Origin of the sequence: Providencia vermicola (genome assembly GCF_010748935.1) — a bacterium.
Lineage (GTDB): Bacteria > Pseudomonadota > Gammaproteobacteria > Enterobacterales > Enterobacteriaceae > Providencia > Providencia zhejiangensis.
Map to the genome: position 1 here is coordinate 1,801,262 of NZ_CP048796.1, position 16,213 is coordinate 1,817,474.

Consider the following 16,213-nt stretch of genomic DNA (forward strand, 5'->3'; position numbering starts at 1 on the left):
GGTATATTGCCTTTCATTTAATACGTATGGATGATTTCATTTAATAGTTATATTTTTTGGAGAAACAGCAATGACTGAAGGTTGGAATATTGCGTTATTAGGCGCCACCGGTGCTGTTGGTGAAGCTATTTTAGCACTATTACAAGAACGCGAATTTCCTGTTGGCGAATTACATCTGTTAGCGAGCGAACGAACGGCTGGGGAGAGCATTCGTTTTAATAGTAAAAGCTACAGGGTGCAAGATGCTGCCGATTTTGATTGGTCACAAGCTCAAATTGCTTTCTTTGTTGCTGGGGAAGAAGTGAGTTTGCGATATGCAGAGCTTGCTGCACAAGAAGGCTGTATTGTGATTGATGCGAGTGGTGTATTTGCACTTGAGCCAGATGTGCCGTTAGTGGTTCCCGGCGTCAATCCACATGTTCTTGCGGATTATCGCAACCGAAATATTATTTCGTTAGCAGATAGCTATGTCAGTCAATTATTAAGTGCGATCAAACCATTGATTGAGGCCGCAGGCCTTGGACGTATCACGTTAACTAACATGCTGTCTGTTTCTTCTTATGGTAAAGCGGCGGTGGATGAGTTGGCGGGACAAAGTGCACGTTTGTTAAATGGTATCCCAGCGGAAGAGGGGCGATTTAATAAACAATTAGCATTTAATATGCTGCCAATGCTGGCGGATACCGCAGGGAGTGTGCAACAAGAGCGCCGTTTGGTCGATCAAGTACGTAAAATTTTGCAAGATGAAGGGATCCCTGTTGCGGTGAGCTTTATCCAGTCTCCTGTATTCTATGGAAATGCACAGGTGGTATATCTGGAGACATTACGTCCGGTAGGTGTTGAAGAAGCTCAAGATGAACTTGAACGTTTTGAGGATATTCAGGTCTCAGAGGAGGGGGATTACCCGACTCAGGTGACTGAAGCTTCTGGTAATCATTACTTAAGCATTGGCTGTATCCGTAACGATTATGGTATGCCTGAAATTTTACAGTTTTGGTCTGTTGCCGATAATGTACGCTTTGGTGGTGCATTAATGGCCGTTGAAACCGCTGAAAAGCTGGCTCAGGAGCTGTTTTACTGATGTCAGATTCAACGCAGTTGTCTCGTATTGCATTAGGCATCGAATACAATGGCAGTCGTTATTATGGGTGGCAACGTCAACAAGAGGTAAAGAGCGTTCAAGGTTGCCTTGAAGAAGCGTTATCGAAAGTGGCGAACCATCCTATTCATGTATTTTGTGCAGGCCGTACAGATGCAGGTGTGCATGCAACGGGGCAAGTGGTGCATTTTGATTCACCTGTCATTCGCAAAGAAGCTGCTTGGACAATGGGGGTAAATACCCATTTGCCAGAGGATATTGCGGTTCGTTGGTGTCAGCCTGTTGATGACGAATTTCATGCAAGGTTTAGCGCGACGGCACGCCGCTACCGTTATGTGATTTTCAATCATCGTTATCGCCCTGCCATTTTATCGAGTGGAGTCACGCATTTTCACTATCCACTTGATGAAAAAAGAATGCATGAAGCGGCACAAGCTCTACTGGGAGAAAATGATTTTACGTCCTTTAGAGCAGTGCAGTGCCAATCACGAACCCCTTGGCGTAACGTGATGCATGTGCAAGTGACTCGCCACGGCAATTATGTTGTGGTGGATATTAAAGCAAATGCTTTTGTGCACCATATGGTCAGAAATATTGTGGGAAGTTTGCTGGAGATTGGTTGCGGAAATCAGGATATTAACTGGATGGCTGAATTGCTAGAACTTAAAGACAGAACAAAAGCCGCAGCAACTGCGAAGGCTGATGGTTTGTATTTAGTTGCAGTGGATTATCCTGAAAAATTTGCCTTGCCTCAAAATACCATGGGGCCGGTTTTCTTAGCAGACGAACTGATGTAAATCTAATTTTATACATAGCACGGATGCTATTCATAATGAGGGTTTTTATGGAGTTTATCAGTTTTATAATCGATTTTATTTTGCATATCGATGTCCATCTCGCAGAGTTAGTTGCTGAATATGGAACTTGGGTATACGGTATCTTATTTCTGATCTTATTTTGTGAAACGGGGTTAGTGGTAACACCATTCTTGCCTGGGGATTCACTACTCTTTGTCGCGGGGGCAATTTCTGCACTCGATAGCAACGATTTAAATGTTCATTTAATGGTCGCATTAATGATTACAGCAGCGATTATTGGTGATGCGGTTAATTACACGATTGGACGAATTTTCGGCGAAAAATTGTTTAAGAACCCTGATTCGAAAATTTTCCGACGTGTTTATTTAGAAAAAACACATGCTTTTTATGAAAAGCATGGTGGTAAAGCCATTATTTTAGCGCGCTTTGTGCCTATTGTTCGAACGTTTGCACCATTTGTTGCGGGAATGGGAAAAATGTCTTATCGTCATTTTGCCTTTTATAATGTGACAGGTGCGTTATTATGGGTATTATCATTCACTTATGCAGGTTATCTGTTTGGTGACTTACCCTTCGTACAACAGAATTTGAAATTATTGATAGTGGCTATTATCTTTATCTCAATTCTTCCGGGGGTGATTGAAGTGATTCGTCATCGCCGTAAAGCGGCAAAAGAAAAACGTGTAACTGCACAAAAAAATGGTAATCCATAACGGATTAAAAAGTTTTTATCCACAGTGAAGTTTCATTGTGGTTTAATGGCACAAAATAACATACTGGCGTTTTACCTGAAGGGATTGAGTAATCTTTACGACAGTTACCCTGACGGAATAGCCAGAAATCAATCAGACGAAAAGGTCCATTAATGAGCTGGATTGAAAAAATATTAAAAAAAGGTAACTTGACCCAATCAAACAAAGTCAACATCCCAGAGGGTGTTTGGACTAAATGTGATAGCTGTGGGCAAGTCCTGTATGGGGCGGAACTCGAGCGTAATCTACAAGTGTGCCCTAAATGCGATCATCACATGCGTATTCATGCACGCCAGCGTCTTGAAACCTTCCTCGATGAAAATTCGACCACAGAATTAGGTAGTGAACTTGAACCAAAAGACGTTCTTAAGTTCCGTGATTCAAAAAAATATAAAGATAGGCTGTCGGCGGCTCAAAAAGAGACCGGTGAAAAAGATGCTATCGTTGTGATGAAAGGAACGTTAAAAGATATGCCAATCGTTGCGGCTGCTTTTGAATTTTCCTTTATGGGTGGATCTATGGCTTCCGTTGTAGGTGCACGTTTTGTTCGTGCCGTTGAACAAGCCCTAGAAGATAATTGCCCATTAGTCTGTTTTTCATCGAGTGGCGGTGCGCGTATGCAAGAAGCACTGTTATCACTGATGCAAATGGCAAAAACCAGCGCCGCTTTAGCCAAAATGCAAGAGCGTGGTTTGCCTTATATTTCAGTGTTAACTGACCCGACTATGGGCGGTGTTTCAGCCAGTTTAGCGATGCTTGGTGATATCAATGTCGCAGAACCTAAAGCGCTGATTGGTTTTGCCGGCCCGCGTGTCATTGAACAGACTGTTCGTGAGAAATTGCCTCAAGGCTTCCAACGTAGTGAATTCTTGTTAGAGAAAGGGGCGATCGACATGATTGTTCGTCGTCCTGAAATGCGTGACACATTAGCAGATGTGCTCGCTATGTTAACCAACAAACCAAGCTTTAACACCTCTGACGTTTCTTTGGTCGTTGAAGAAAAGGATGTGAAAATCGATATCGTTAATGACGATGTTGTCATCGATGCTCCTGAGCAAGTAAAGGACTCTGCTAAGCATAAAAAAGATGATGAATAATCCATTTTCAATACCTAATGCCGAGTCTCCATTGGAGGCTTGGCTTTCTTATCAAGAAAACTTGCACAGTCAAAATATCGATATGGGGCTGGAGCGAGTTGGAAAAATCGCTCGTAAAATGGCATTAACGCAACCAGCCCCCCGCGTTATCACCGTCACCGGTACCAACGGAAAAGGAACGACTTGCCATACGCTTGAATCTATCTTGATGGCAGCAGGCCTGAAAGTTGGGGTCTACAGTTCACCACATCTTGTTCGCTATACTGAGAGGGTACGTATTCAAGGTGCAGAGCTGTCGGAGGCTGATTTTTGCCGCGCATTTGCAGATATTGAAGCCGCCCGAGGCGATACCTCAATAACTTACTTCGAATACGGCACGTTAGCTGCTCTGAAACTATTTAAACAGGCTGCTTTAGATGTTGTGATTTTGGAAGTGGGTTTAGGTGGGCGATTAGATGCAACGAATGTTGTGGATGCAGACGTAACCGCAATCACCAGTATTGCTCTTGACCACACGGATTGGCTGGGATCAGACCGAGAACATATTGGTCATGAAAAAGCCGGTATCTTTCGTGGTGGCCGTTATGGCGTGGTTGGCGAACCGGATATGCCTCAATCTATCGGTGAATATGCGGATAAAATAGGAACTCTTCTGTTTCGTCGCGGCAAAGACTGGTCCTTCGAACAGCAAAATAACAGCTGGTCATGGCACAGTCATCAATGCCAGTGGTCGAATTTACCTGTGCCTAATGTACCGCTAGCGAATGCAGCAACGGCATTAGGGGTTATCTGCTGCTTGAAAGAGATTGATCGCACACTGGCCGATAAAATTACCGACCAAGCAATACATGAAGGGTTGAAATCAGCACAGCTGCCTGGGCGTTTTCAGATAATTAATGAAAAACCCTTGATGATTTTGGATGTTGCACACAACCCGCATGCGGCAGGTTATCTGGTTACGCGTTTAGCACAGTTACCCACCGTGCCAGGGCGTAGGGTGAGAGCGGTCATCGGTATGCTTGGCGATAAAGATATTCAAGGCACATTAGCGTGTTTATCTGAGCAAGTGACAGATTGGTATGTGGCACCGCTGACGGAGTTTCGTGGAGCCCCTGCATCACAGTTGAGCCAGTATCTTGAATCTCCACAGGTGTTTGATTCTGTTGATGATGCATGGGCGAAAGCTTGTCTTGATGCGACGGATGAGGATGTCATTATTGTTTGTGGTTCGTTTCATACTGTCGCACATGTGATGATGTTGTTAGAAAAAGCAAAAGGATAGAGTCAGTGGCAAGTAAATTTCAGAATCGTCTTGTCGGTGCCATTGTATTAGTGGCGGCGGGGATCATTGTATTACCGGCGTTACTGGATGGTGATAAGAAATATAATGAAAATGAATTTGCGGCCATTCCTATTATACCGAAACCGGGTGATGAGCAGGATATTGAAGCCATTGCACCACTGACACAAAATGCCGCATCTGGAGAAGCATCGGAAGCGATGTTGTCAGAAGCGCTGTCTGAGCAAAGGCAGGAGCAACAACAAAGTCAATCAGCTTCCACAGCTCAAGACGTGCCGGCTATTCCTGCTGAGCAGCCAATAAAGGTGGAGCCAAAGCCTGAGCCGAAACCAACGCCGAAACCTGAAGTTAAACCAGAACCTAAGCCAAAACCGGAGCCTAAACCTGAAGTTCAGGCACCGCAAGGTAAAGCGTTTGTGGTACAACTGGGTGCGTTGAAAAATTCTGCAAAAGTGGAGGAAATTGTCGCTAAATTAAGATTGTCAGGATATCAGGTTTATACGGTACCTTCTCGACCTGTTAATGGGCAATTGACACGGATCTTCGTTGGACCAGAAGCATCAAGGCAGCGTTTAGAAAGTGCTTTACCTGAATTGAGGTCAATAACCGGTTTACAAGGTGAGATTAGGGCTTTTAAACCATGATGCTTAAATAGGAATATCATAAAAAGCTTGAGCTTTTAATCAATTACAGCGGCGAAGAAGAATTTTTCTTTTCGCCGTTGGTTTTTTTAAATTGTATGTAAATTGGTTACGCAAACGTTTTCGTTTTCTGTTAGAATGCACTCCAGCCACTGCCGTGGGTGCGAATTTTGGAATAAGATATGGTCTGGTTAGATTACGCAATTATTGCCATCATTGGCTTCTCGGCACTGGTAAGCCTGATCCGTGGGTTTGTTCGAGAGGCGTTATCGCTGGTTACATGGGGCTGTGCATTTTTTGTTGCGAGTACTTTTTATCCTTATTTGGCGGAATATTTTACACGCTTTGAGGATGTACTCGTGAGAAATGGCATCGCTATCGCTGCCTTGTTTATTGCGACATTAATTGTCGGGGCAGTAGTTAACTATGTAATTAGTTCTCTAGTTCAAAAAACTGGCTTATCGGGTACAGATCGTGTTCTGGGGATCTGCTTCGGGGCGTTGCGTGGGGTATTGATTGTATCGGCATTACTCTTTTTTCTCGATACTTTTACACCTTTACCTCAAAGTGAGGATTGGCAACGTTCAGAACTTATTCCGCAGTTCAGTCATATAATCAGGTGGTTTTTTGACTACCTGCAAAATGCGTCAAGTTTCCTACCGGAGAATATTTCTCCGTCTGGCTGATGAGGAAAGACTAAATGTGCGGTATTGTCGGTATCGCCGGTGTAACACCGGTCAACCAATCAATTTATGATGCTTTAACGGTGTTACAGCACCGTGGGCAAGATGCAGCAGGGATTGCTACCATTGATGGCAAAAATAATATTCGTTTACGTAAAGCGAATGGCCTCGTAAAAGATGTTTTTGAAACGCGGCATATGCTTCGACTACAAGGTTGTATGGGTATTGGTCATGTACGTTATCCAACCGCAGGAAGCTCGAGCGCATCGGAAGCACAGCCCTTCTATGTGAACTCGCCTTTTGGTATCACCCTTGCTCATAATGGTAATCTGACAAATGCGCATGAACTTACGCGCCGTTTATTTGAAACCGCTCGTCGCCATGTTAACACCACCTCAGATTCTGAGATCCTATTGAATATCTTGGCTTATGAATTGGATCGCTTCGATCATTTTCCATTGGAGCCAGATAATGTTTTCACTGCGGTTGCAGAGATGCATAAAAGATTACGTGGGGCATACGCTTGTGTTGCACTGATTATTGGCCATGGGATGCTAGCGTTTCGTGACCCTTATGGTATCCGCCCATTGGTCTTAGGACGTCGCGTATTAGAAAATGGCGCGCAAGAGTACATGGTTGCTTCAGAAAGTGTTGCTCTTGATACGTTAGGCTTTGAATTCTTACGTGATGTAGCACCTGGTGAAGCGGTTTATGTGACAGAACAAGGGCAATTGTATACGCGCCAATGTGCAGAAAATCCTCAATTAACCCCCTGCTTATTTGAGTATGTCTACTTTGCTCGCCCAGATTCATTTATCGATAAAATATCGGTTTATAATGCTAGGTTACGCATGGGGCAAAAGCTTGGCGCGAAAATTGCGCGTGAGTGGGAAGATTTGCAAATTGATGTCGTCATCCCAATTCCTGAAACATCTTGTGATATTGCCTTAGAAATCGCTCATATCCTAGATAAGCCATACCGCCAAGGTTTTGTGAAAAACCGTTATGTTGGTCGTACTTTTATCATGCCAGGTCAGCAAGAGCGCCGTAAATCAGTTCGTCGTAAACTGAATGCAAATCGTGCTGAATTTCGTGATAAAAACGTATTATTAGTTGATGACTCAATCGTTCGTGGTACGACTTCCGAGCAAATTGTTGAACTCGCACGTGAGGCAGGTGCAAAAAATGTTTATTTTGCCTCTGCGGCGCCAGAAGTTCGTTTCCCAAATGTGTATGGTATTGATATGCCAAATGCAAATGAGTTAATTGCTCATGGTCGTGAAGTTGATGAGATCCGTAAATTAATTGGTGCTGATGGGTTAATTTTCCAAGATCTTAGCGACCTTATTGCTGCTGTTCGTGAAGAAAATCCGGAAATCAATGAATTTGAATGTTCAGTGTTTGATGGTATTTATGTCACAAAAGATATCGATCAAAGCTACTTAGATTATCTTGAGAATCTACGTAAAGATGACGAGTTAAAAATTAAAGATCAAAACGAAATTGAAAATTTAGAAATTTACAACGAAGGTTAATTATTTCTAGGTTAATAAGAAACCAGCCGATTGTATTATGGCTGGTTTTTTTATGAGAAAAATCATAGTGTCAACATTTGGTCAGTGGTATTACCCGTGTTTAAATAACTCAGTAAACAACATGAATAAACAAAGGCAGTGCCATGTTCTCATTCATAAATGCCAGCGAGAAATCTGCTGAACACCATTTAGCTTGTGCCTTCTGTTTCAACGGGTCGGTAATGATCCTCCAAGGGTGAATTGATACACGGCTTGCCTAAGGGGAACGGCCTGACGCGAAAGCGATGCTCAAAGGTCAAGAGGCTAGCTGTATGTAGAGGCACAGTGCAAGAAAAACATAAATACTCCCCGTATTGCCTGCTACAGAAGCGAGAATCATTCCCTCTAATAAAGTCGAGGAGGGAATATAATGGCAATGAGTGATGGACCTACTTAAACCAATGATTAAGCCCCTTAAATCAGCTCAAGAATATGACGATAATGGGGAGCCATCCTTGATAAATAGCGGACTCAACAGATGCACCACTGGGCTGTAATGCTATAAACATTAATAACCGATCAGTCAAAGTCAGAATATTAAATCAAAAGAAAACACATTGGCTTCCGAAGGATGGAGTGCTGAATATGGTTGTTCGCGTGAAAAATAATGTGTTGTTGCAACCGATAAGTTAATCACGATTAAGATTTCCAGTTATATCCGATGGAGGCTTTGGCGAGATGGGGTATTTTAATCGAATTACTTATGTGTTTAAGGAACTCTTCATGACGGATTTAACCGCCTTACCAGATGTATTAAAACCTTTTTTAGATAATATTACCGCGACAAAAAAGCCGACATTGGATATGTCTTTAACGTCAGTCGAGAATCCCATTTTATGGGAAAGTCGTATCGGCGGAGTACCTTATTTGCCTGTAGGCACAGATTTTCCCGTTGATAGTCATGGCGTTCCTCTAAAGCTGTTAGCGCAAATCAACTTTGCACAAATACCTCCACTTGAACACTACCCAAAAACAGGGCTGTTGCAGTTTTTTATTGGTGGTGATGACTTGTATGGTGCAGACTTTGATGATCTACAAGCTCAAAAAGATTTTCGCGTTATCTATTGGGAAAATATCATTGAAGACGCTTCACAACTGCAACAAGACTTTTCTGCAATTGAATCGGCTTATAACGATGAGTATTACTCTCCGATTGAAGGGCAATTTAGTATCGAATTTACGCCATCTACGCAATATATAAGTTCGGAAGATTTTCAGTTTGGTCGCAAAGTGTTAGGTGTTGATAATCTATATGATTATGAAGAGCAGTTTGCAGGTGAAGATTTTTACGATGAATGGTTAGAGCCATATAATGAATACTTTGGCGCTAACGGCCATCGCCTTGGGGGTTACCCATTTTTTACTCAAACCGACCCAAGGGAATATCGTGAAGAAATTCAAGATTATGTCCTATTACTGCAAATAGACAGTGATTATGAGACCGGCATTCTGTGGGGAGATATCGGTGTCGGTAACTTCTTTATCCATCCGGATGATTTAAAAAATAAAGATTTCAGTAAAGTGGTATATAACTGGGATTGTGGTTGATAGATTTAGAGGCTTTTCGTTGCGATAATTGCTACTATTAGCATGGATAAACATGAATCGTACGGGGAGCAGGATGAAGAAGCTAATCATTGGATTGACAGGGGCAAGTGGTGCAATTTATGGCGTTAGGCTATTAGAGGTGCTAAAACCTGTTAAAAATGTGGAAACACATTTAGTGATGAGTGCTGCTGCCCGCCAAACATTATCACTAGAAACTCGCTATACAGTCAAAGAGGTTCAACAACTGGCTGACCATAATTATGATAGCCGCGATATTGCCGCGGCGATTTCATCGGGCTCTTTTCGTACAGCAGGTATGGTGATTATGCCATGTACCATGAAAACACTTTCAGGTATTGTTCATAGCTATACTGATACGCTAGTGACACGAGCTGCCGATGTCGTATTAAAAGAAGGTAAAAAGTTAGTATTAGGCGTTCGTGAAACGCCGTTACATTTAGGGCATTTACGACTACTGGTTCAAGCTGCTGAAATGGGGGCGGTGATCATGCCTCCAATGCCCGCTTTTTATCATCAACCGCAAACGATTCTTGATATTGTAGACCAAACGGTTAATCGCATTCTTGATCAATTTGATATTGAATTAGAACAAGAGCTCTTTACCCGTTGGCAAGGCGCAAAATAATCACTAAAGCTTATTGAGGTTGATATTTCATCAATAAGCTTCATTATCATGTTGAGCGATGATGCTAGTGATAGGCTTATTTATAGCATCATTAAATTCATATTGTTCAAGTTTATTTATAGTGATTTTTCGATAATTTGGGAATGATTTTGGGGACTTTTTTTAGATATTCGTGATATTCCTTACCTAAGGTTTCTTTTAAATCAATTTCTTCTAGATAAATACCCCAAAAAATATAAATCGTCATGCCGATATTAAATAGTAATCGTCCACTCGTCATATCTGGCGTGAACCAAAAGGCGATTAAAAAGCCAGTCATCATAGGATGGCGTGTTAATTTATAAAACCCTCTCATTTGAAATGGGATGTGGGTATATGCTTTATTTTTCCATTGTAACCATGATTGGCGTAAGCCATATAAATCAGTATGACTGACCATAAAGGTTGAAGCAATACAGATTATCCAGCCTAGGCCTCCGATAATATTTAATAGGATTGCGCCCATGCTATGACTAGGTAACTGCCATAATTTTCCTGGAAGAGGCTGCCAATATATGGCTAACAAAATCAGAACGACACCCGAAACAAACACATAAGTATTACGTTCAATGGCAGGTGAGCAAGGGTAACGTTGTTTGAATTTTAATCTGGCGGGTATGGAGTGCGATAAAGCAAATAATATCATTAAACCAATATTTATTAACCAAGGCATAATACCTGATATACTGTCATTACTCATCATATTATGAATGCCAATATTCGTTAACAATAGAAATAAAAAGCCAATGCCAATTAAAAATAAGAGATAGCTGACAACACTGTAAATTAAAATAAGTAATCTTTTCATATCAATTACCACCCGTGTAGTTAGGTAATAGTTCAATGTTCAAAAATATATATAGACGAATATTAAAAAAATAAAAGGTATATGGCTGATAATCACAATGATTAATTAATAAGGTGATTGTTTTATTTATTTATTGTTTTTATGCGATTTTAGACTTGTTTAATCCTACGGCGTAAGATAATAAGAAGAAAAGCCAGTGAAAGCTTGGCAAAATAACATGTTGTCATAACATGAGAAAATAAACTAAGCCATAAACTCAGTTATGGCTCTTTCATTTATTGGTTTTTAAATAGGTCTTCTAAAGCAATTTTTAATTCAATATATTCAAACTGAAAACCCGCCTCTTCTAAGCGTTTAGGGATTGCTTGTTGGCCACCTAGAACGAGTGCAGCAGCTTCACCGAGAATGGCTTTAATCGCGAATGCGGGAGTGCGGACAAAAGCAGGACGATTAATGACCTCACCTAAGATTGCCGCAAATTGGTCATTGTGCACAGGGTAGGGGGCGGTCATATTAAATGGTCCTGATAATGTTTTATTATCAAGTAAGAAACAGATAGCATTTACCATATCATTGATATGAATCCATGGCATAAATTGTTTACCATGGCCAATTGGCCCGCCAGCACCCATCTTGAATATAGGGAGCACTTTCGCAAGCGCGCCACCTTTTAGTGAAAGGACAATACCGGTACGCAGCAGGCAAACACGGGTGGAATCCGATTGTGCGTTTTGTGCCAGTGCTTCCCAATGCTGACATAAATAATGAGTGAACTCATCATGTGGTTGCTCTGATTCATCGACAACGACTTGGCCTTGGTCGCCATAATAACCAACAGCGGATCCCGATAAAAAAGTATGGGGGGGTGTATCGCTTGCAGCGATTAATTCTGTTAAACGCTGTGTGATTTTCCATCGGCTATCGCATAATAGCTTTTTCTGTTCCTCACTCCAGCGTTTTTCCGCAATAGGTTCCCCTGCTAAGTTAATAACAGCATCGAATTCATTCAGATTCGTTTTATCTTGCAATGAAGTCCAACACTCGACAGCCTTGCAAAAATGGCTATAGACTTTTTGCGGAGAACGACTTAATACAGTCACCTCGTCTGAACGCGCGACAAGCCGTTGAACCAAAGGGGTACCTATCAGTCCTGTACCACCAGTAATCAGTATCCGCATAATCGCCTCCTGTGAAAAGTTGGATGAGTTAAATAAGGCTCATTTGAGCTAACTATAGCAGCAACTCAGCGATTTTGCTGAGACTGTGTTTTATTTTCTTAAAATAGGTGGTTGTATAGAGAAATAACCGACGATTAAAACCGCCAAGTTGTGATTGTCATACTCAAATTTGCTTGCTATGGCTTGCAAGCTGATCGCGAAAAGAATACCTTGTAACAGGCTGTTCGCTTGACCGATTTCAGCAATAATTCTATGGCATAAAAACTGTGTTAACAGATTGATAAAAAGGTTTTAAGGATGGATGAACAAACCGAGGTGGTTGAGTGGGTTGATATTGTTGATGAAAACAATGAAGTGATCGCCCAAGCTACACGTAGGCAGATGCGAGCAGAAAACTTGCGTCACCGTGCTACTTATATTGTTGTCCACGATGGAATGGGCAGAATTTTGGTACAACGACGTACCAGTATAAAAGATTTCTATCCAGACTATTTAGATGCCACTGCCGGTGGTGTTGTCACTCAAGGTGAAAATATTCTTGATTCTGCTAAACGTGAAGCGGAAGAAGAACTCGGGATTGCAGGTGTTCCTTTTGCTGAGCATGGCTTATTTTATTATGAAGGGGAAAACTGCCGTATATGGGGTGGTTTATTTAGCTGTGTTAGCCATGGGCCATTTGCACTGCAAGAGTCGGAAGTTGCAGAAGTCAGTTGGTTAACACCTGATGAAATTAGTGCTCGTTGCGATGAATTTACGCCTGACTCGTTAAAAGCGTTGTCATTATGGCTAACACGTAATAATGAGTTTGATAAAGCTATTTCATGTTCTGATCAGTCATAGTGACATATAGACTAAATGGAAAGGATAACCTTTTAATCCTTTCCTTGGTTCGCCTTCATACTATTCCGCTTTATAGGTTTACTTATACTATATTATAATAATTAGTTATAACTAATAAGGGTTTTAATTGCTATATTTATGCACCCGCAGGGTTGTACCTTCCCGCAGATAAATTCTTGGTACTCATCTTGGAACATCACCCGAGAGAATAAATAATGACATTTCATAAAGATGTATCTTCTTTAAAACAACAACACCTAGAGAATGTAACGAATAATGCCCGCAAAATTATGGAACGAGAGGGGATTGAAGCGCTCGTTGCGACAGTAAGCGATAACTTTTATCACCTAACAGGTTTTGCAAGCTTCTTTATGTATACCTTTAGGCAGACGGGGTCCGCTATCGCCGTTATTTTTCGCGACCCATCGATTAAATCGCTTGTGATCATGAATGAGTTTGAAGCGGCTAATTTACAGCTGGAAATGCCAAATGCACAAATGCATACATTTCCAATATGGGTCGATGTCGATGACCCCTATAATCCCGATAATGGAAAAGTCATTAAACAAAGACCAATAAACAGCCCAATCGAAACTATCTTCACTCTTTTGAAAGATGCATTAGCGGAAGCGGGTGTTTATGGAAAACCTGTAGCGATTGAACTAAACCAAATTACTCACATGGGTAAAGTCTGGTTGGATAAAGTGATCCCAGGGTTAAATCTAGTCGATTCAGCTCCACTATTTAATGAATTACGCGTGATTAAGAGCGAATGGGAAATCTCACATTTAAGAAAAAGTGCACAGATTACAGAAGCAGGCATTCAAGCTGCTAGTGAGCTTATTAAAGTGGGGTGTACCTCAGCGGAATTAACGGCCGCTTTTAAAGCCAAAGTGATGGAATTTCCAGAAACTAATTATAGTCGATTTAACTTAATTTCTGTCGGCAGTGATTTCTCTCCTAAGATGTTGCCTGAAAATATACCCGCTAAAGAGGGTGACTTAATTAAGTTTGATTGTGGCGTCGATGTTGCGGGCTATGGTGCGGATATCGCTAGAACATTCGTGGTTGGTCAAGCCAATGAGAAGGTTCAAGAAATTTATCAAACCATACATAAAGGCCATGAGTACATGCTAAGTCGCGTTGCACCGGGTGTCCGGCTAAGTGATGTCTTTAATGAAACGATGGCTCTCATTCGTTGCTCCGGATTGCCACACTATAATCGTGGTCATTTGGGGCACGGTGATGGGGTGTTTGTTGGTTTAGAGGAAGCTCCCTTTGTGAGCGCAGCAACGACGGATGTATTCCAAAGTGGAATGGTGATGAGCCTTGAAACGCCATACTACGGAATAGGTATTGGCGGCATTATGATTGAAGATATGCTACTGATTACCGATGATGGTGTTGAAATGTTTAGCCATTTATCTCGTGATTTAATTTCGCGCGGCTAATCAATAAGGAATCTATTCATGAAATGGTATCACTTTTTGGTTATTTTCCCATTATTAGCGCTGACCGTTGGTATTTATTATGCCAATCGGGTTGAGCCTTTTGTGATGGGACTGCCTTTTTTAATGTTTTGGATAGTCATTTGGGTGGTTATTAGCGCATTAATTATGTTGCTAATTAATGTGTTGGATGCAAAAGACACTAAGGAAAAACAATGAGCTCAGCATTAATTGTTATTACGCTGTTTTTCCTATTGAGTATTTATTTGGCCTTAAGGGCGAAAAAAGGCAAGACTATGGATCACGAGGGGTGGTCTGTAGGTGGGCGTAGTTATGGCGCTTTATTAGTCTTTTTACTCAGCGCTGGAGAGATTTACACCACTTTCACCTTTTTAGGTGGGAGTGGTTGGGCATACGGTAAAGGACCTGCAATATTATATACCTTAGCTGTGAATGCTTTTATGGGAATATTTTTATATTGGGTTCACCCGCGTGTATGGCGTTTTGCGAAACAAAATGATGTTCGAACTATCTCTGATTTCTTTGGGGCTAAATATCAGAGCCAAGGCCTAGCATTATTGATTAGCTTAATTTCCATTGCCGCAATGGTTCCTCTTTTTGTATTACAGCTTAAAGGGCTTGGCATTATTGTTTCTCAAGCCTCTTATGGCGCAATTCCGGCAGATATGGCGATTTGGATCGGGATCATCGCTGTGACATTATTTGTGATGATATCGGGAATTCATGGTTCAGCATGGACATCAGCCTTAAAAGATTTGATGATTTTAATTGTTGTACTATTTATTGGTATTTATATCCCATTGCATTACTACGGTAGCTTTGGTGATATGTTTCGTGCAATTGATACAGCAAGCCCCGGTTTTCTGACTTTCTCAGATGAAGGCCTCAATATCCCGTGGTATATTTCAACGATCTTCTTATCTGTGGTGGCTTATTTTTGTTGGCCGCACTATATGGCCGCTGTATTTACCGCTAAAGATGAAAAATCATTAAAACGTAATAGTATTTTAATTCCGGCATACAGTCTGATCATGCTATTCGCTTTTTTTGTCGGTTATGCAGCGATATTACAAATACCGCACCTTGATGGTTCAATGGTTGATTTGTCTTTATTCGAGATCTCTAAATCGACATTCTCACCTATTATTGTTGGCTTTATTGGGGCAGCAGGTATGTTAACTGCCTTAGTGCCAGGTTCAATGTTATTGTTGACGACATCAAATATGTTAGCAGGTGTTGTACAAAAAGCATTGAATGTGAGTGAAGAAAAACGTCAATCAGGTATTTATGCACGGTTTATGGTACCGTTGGTTGCATTAGTTAGCTTGTATTTTATTTTCCACAGTAATGACACCTTAGTGGCTATCATGCTGTTAGGGGTTAATATAGTTGCGCAATTCTTCCCTGCATTATTGATGAGCTTTAGGAAAAATAACCCAATGACGGCGGTAGGCGCTATTGCGGGAATCATCGCGGGTGTTATTTTCCTTGCAGTAACCTATATTGAGCATATTTCATTATCACAACTGTTTCCTTGGTTAGGGAAAGGGTTTGAATTTATGAATATCGGTATTGCTGCCTTTATATTGAACATTATTGTTGCCACTATTGTATCGTTAGCCGTGGGTAAAAAACACAAAGCCGCTTAAAGGTTAGAATCGATAGAGCAAACATGTTTGCTCTATCGCTAATGTTATATTCTCAAACGTATTGGAAACGGT

At 41.4% G+C, this 16,213-nt stretch carries 16 protein-coding genes; 14 read left to right on the top strand and 2 right to left on the bottom strand.

The window, feature by feature from the left end:
* The first annotated feature begins 70 nt into the window (after positions 1–70).
* The 10 genes from G3341_RS07965 to G3341_RS08010 all read left to right on the top strand — a co-directional run bounded on the left by G3341_RS07965 (position 71) and on the right by G3341_RS08010 (position 10,158).
* On the top strand, positions 71–1,081 hold the full coding sequence (locus G3341_RS07965) for an aspartate-semialdehyde dehydrogenase (protein WP_163861110.1): 1,011 nt from the start codon (positions 71–73) through the stop codon (positions 1,079–1,081).
* Positions 1,081–1,896: a tRNA pseudouridine(38-40) synthase TruA gene (gene truA, locus G3341_RS07970; protein WP_154624023.1), complete on the top strand. Its 816-nt coding sequence runs from the start codon at positions 1,081–1,083 to the stop codon at positions 1,894–1,896. The genes G3341_RS07965 and truA overlap by 1 nt, the downstream gene beginning before the upstream one ends.
* Positions 1,897–1,943: 47 nt before the next feature.
* Positions 1,944–2,630, top strand: coding sequence for a DedA family protein (locus G3341_RS07975; RefSeq protein WP_154624024.1), 687 nt, complete (start codon positions 1,944–1,946; stop codon positions 2,628–2,630).
* 152 nt (positions 2,631–2,782) lie between these two features.
* Positions 2,783–3,766, top strand: a complete 984-nt coding sequence (gene accD / locus G3341_RS07980) for an acetyl-CoA carboxylase, carboxyltransferase subunit beta (RefSeq protein WP_154624025.1) — start codon at positions 2,783–2,785, stop codon at positions 3,764–3,766.
* Positions 3,759–5,048, top strand: coding sequence for a bifunctional tetrahydrofolate synthase/dihydrofolate synthase (gene folC, locus G3341_RS07985; RefSeq protein ID WP_195848178.1), 1,290 nt, complete (start codon positions 3,759–3,761; stop codon positions 5,046–5,048). Before accD ends, folC begins: the two co-directional genes overlap by 8 nt.
* Positions 5,049–5,053: 5 nt before the next feature.
* Positions 5,054–5,710 carry a cell division protein DedD gene (dedD, locus tag G3341_RS07990; RefSeq protein ID WP_163861114.1) on the top strand — a complete coding sequence of 219 codons (657 nt, stop codon included), beginning with the start codon at positions 5,054–5,056 and terminating at the stop codon, positions 5,708–5,710.
* Between the two features lie 179 nt (positions 5,711–5,889).
* Positions 5,890–6,393 (top strand): colicin V production protein, encoded by a 504-nt coding sequence (cvpA, locus tag G3341_RS07995; protein WP_154624027.1) that lies wholly within the window; start codon positions 5,890–5,892, stop codon positions 6,391–6,393.
* A 14-nt stretch (positions 6,394–6,407) separates the two neighbouring features.
* Positions 6,408–7,925 (top strand): amidophosphoribosyltransferase, encoded by a 1,518-nt coding sequence (gene purF, locus G3341_RS08000; protein ID WP_154635736.1) that lies wholly within the window; start codon positions 6,408–6,410, stop codon positions 7,923–7,925.
* Between the two features lie 762 nt (positions 7,926–8,687).
* The gene (locus G3341_RS08005) at positions 8,688–9,512 is read left to right on the top strand and encodes a YwqG family protein (protein WP_163861116.1); all 825 of its coding nucleotides are present in this window, start codon (positions 8,688–8,690) and stop codon (positions 9,510–9,512) included.
* Between the two features lie 73 nt (positions 9,513–9,585).
* Positions 9,586–10,158 carry a UbiX family flavin prenyltransferase gene (locus G3341_RS08010; protein ID WP_154623566.1) on the top strand — a complete coding sequence of 191 codons (573 nt, stop codon included), beginning with the start codon at positions 9,586–9,588 and terminating at the stop codon, positions 10,156–10,158.
* 112 nt (positions 10,159–10,270) lie between these two features.
* Here G3341_RS08010 and G3341_RS08015 read toward each other — a convergent pair whose 3' ends face one another.
* Complete coding sequence (locus tag G3341_RS08015; RefSeq protein WP_163861118.1) at positions 10,271–11,005, bottom strand: methyltransferase family protein; 735 nt, start codon at positions 11,003–11,005, stop codon at positions 10,271–10,273.
* A gap of 275 nt (positions 11,006–11,280) precedes the next feature.
* Entirely contained in the window at positions 11,281–12,183 is a 903-nt protein-coding gene (locus G3341_RS08020) for a TIGR01777 family oxidoreductase (protein WP_163861120.1), read from the bottom strand.
* 297 nt (positions 12,184–12,480) lie between these two features.
* On the opposite strand from G3341_RS08020, the gene yfcD reads away from it, so the two are divergent.
* The 4 genes from yfcD (at position 12,481) to G3341_RS08040 (ending at position 16,141) form a co-directional block, all read left to right on the top strand.
* Complete coding sequence (gene yfcD / locus G3341_RS08025; protein ID WP_163861122.1) at positions 12,481–13,023, top strand: NUDIX hydrolase YfcD; 543 nt, start codon at positions 12,481–12,483, stop codon at positions 13,021–13,023.
* A gap of 215 nt (positions 13,024–13,238) precedes the next feature.
* On the top strand, positions 13,239–14,474 hold the full coding sequence (locus G3341_RS08030) for a M24 family metallopeptidase (RefSeq protein WP_154622644.1): 1,236 nt from the start codon (positions 13,239–13,241) through the stop codon (positions 14,472–14,474).
* An 18-nt stretch (positions 14,475–14,492) separates the two neighbouring features.
* Positions 14,493–14,690 carry a DUF3311 domain-containing protein gene (locus tag G3341_RS08035; RefSeq protein WP_154622643.1) on the top strand — a complete coding sequence of 66 codons (198 nt, stop codon included), beginning with the start codon at positions 14,493–14,495 and terminating at the stop codon, positions 14,688–14,690.
* The gene (locus tag G3341_RS08040) at positions 14,687–16,141 is read left to right on the top strand and encodes a sodium:solute symporter family protein (protein ID WP_154622642.1); all 1,455 of its coding nucleotides are present in this window, start codon (positions 14,687–14,689) and stop codon (positions 16,139–16,141) included. Before G3341_RS08035 ends, G3341_RS08040 begins: the two co-directional genes overlap by 4 nt.
* Positions 16,142–16,213: the final 72 nt, after the last annotated feature.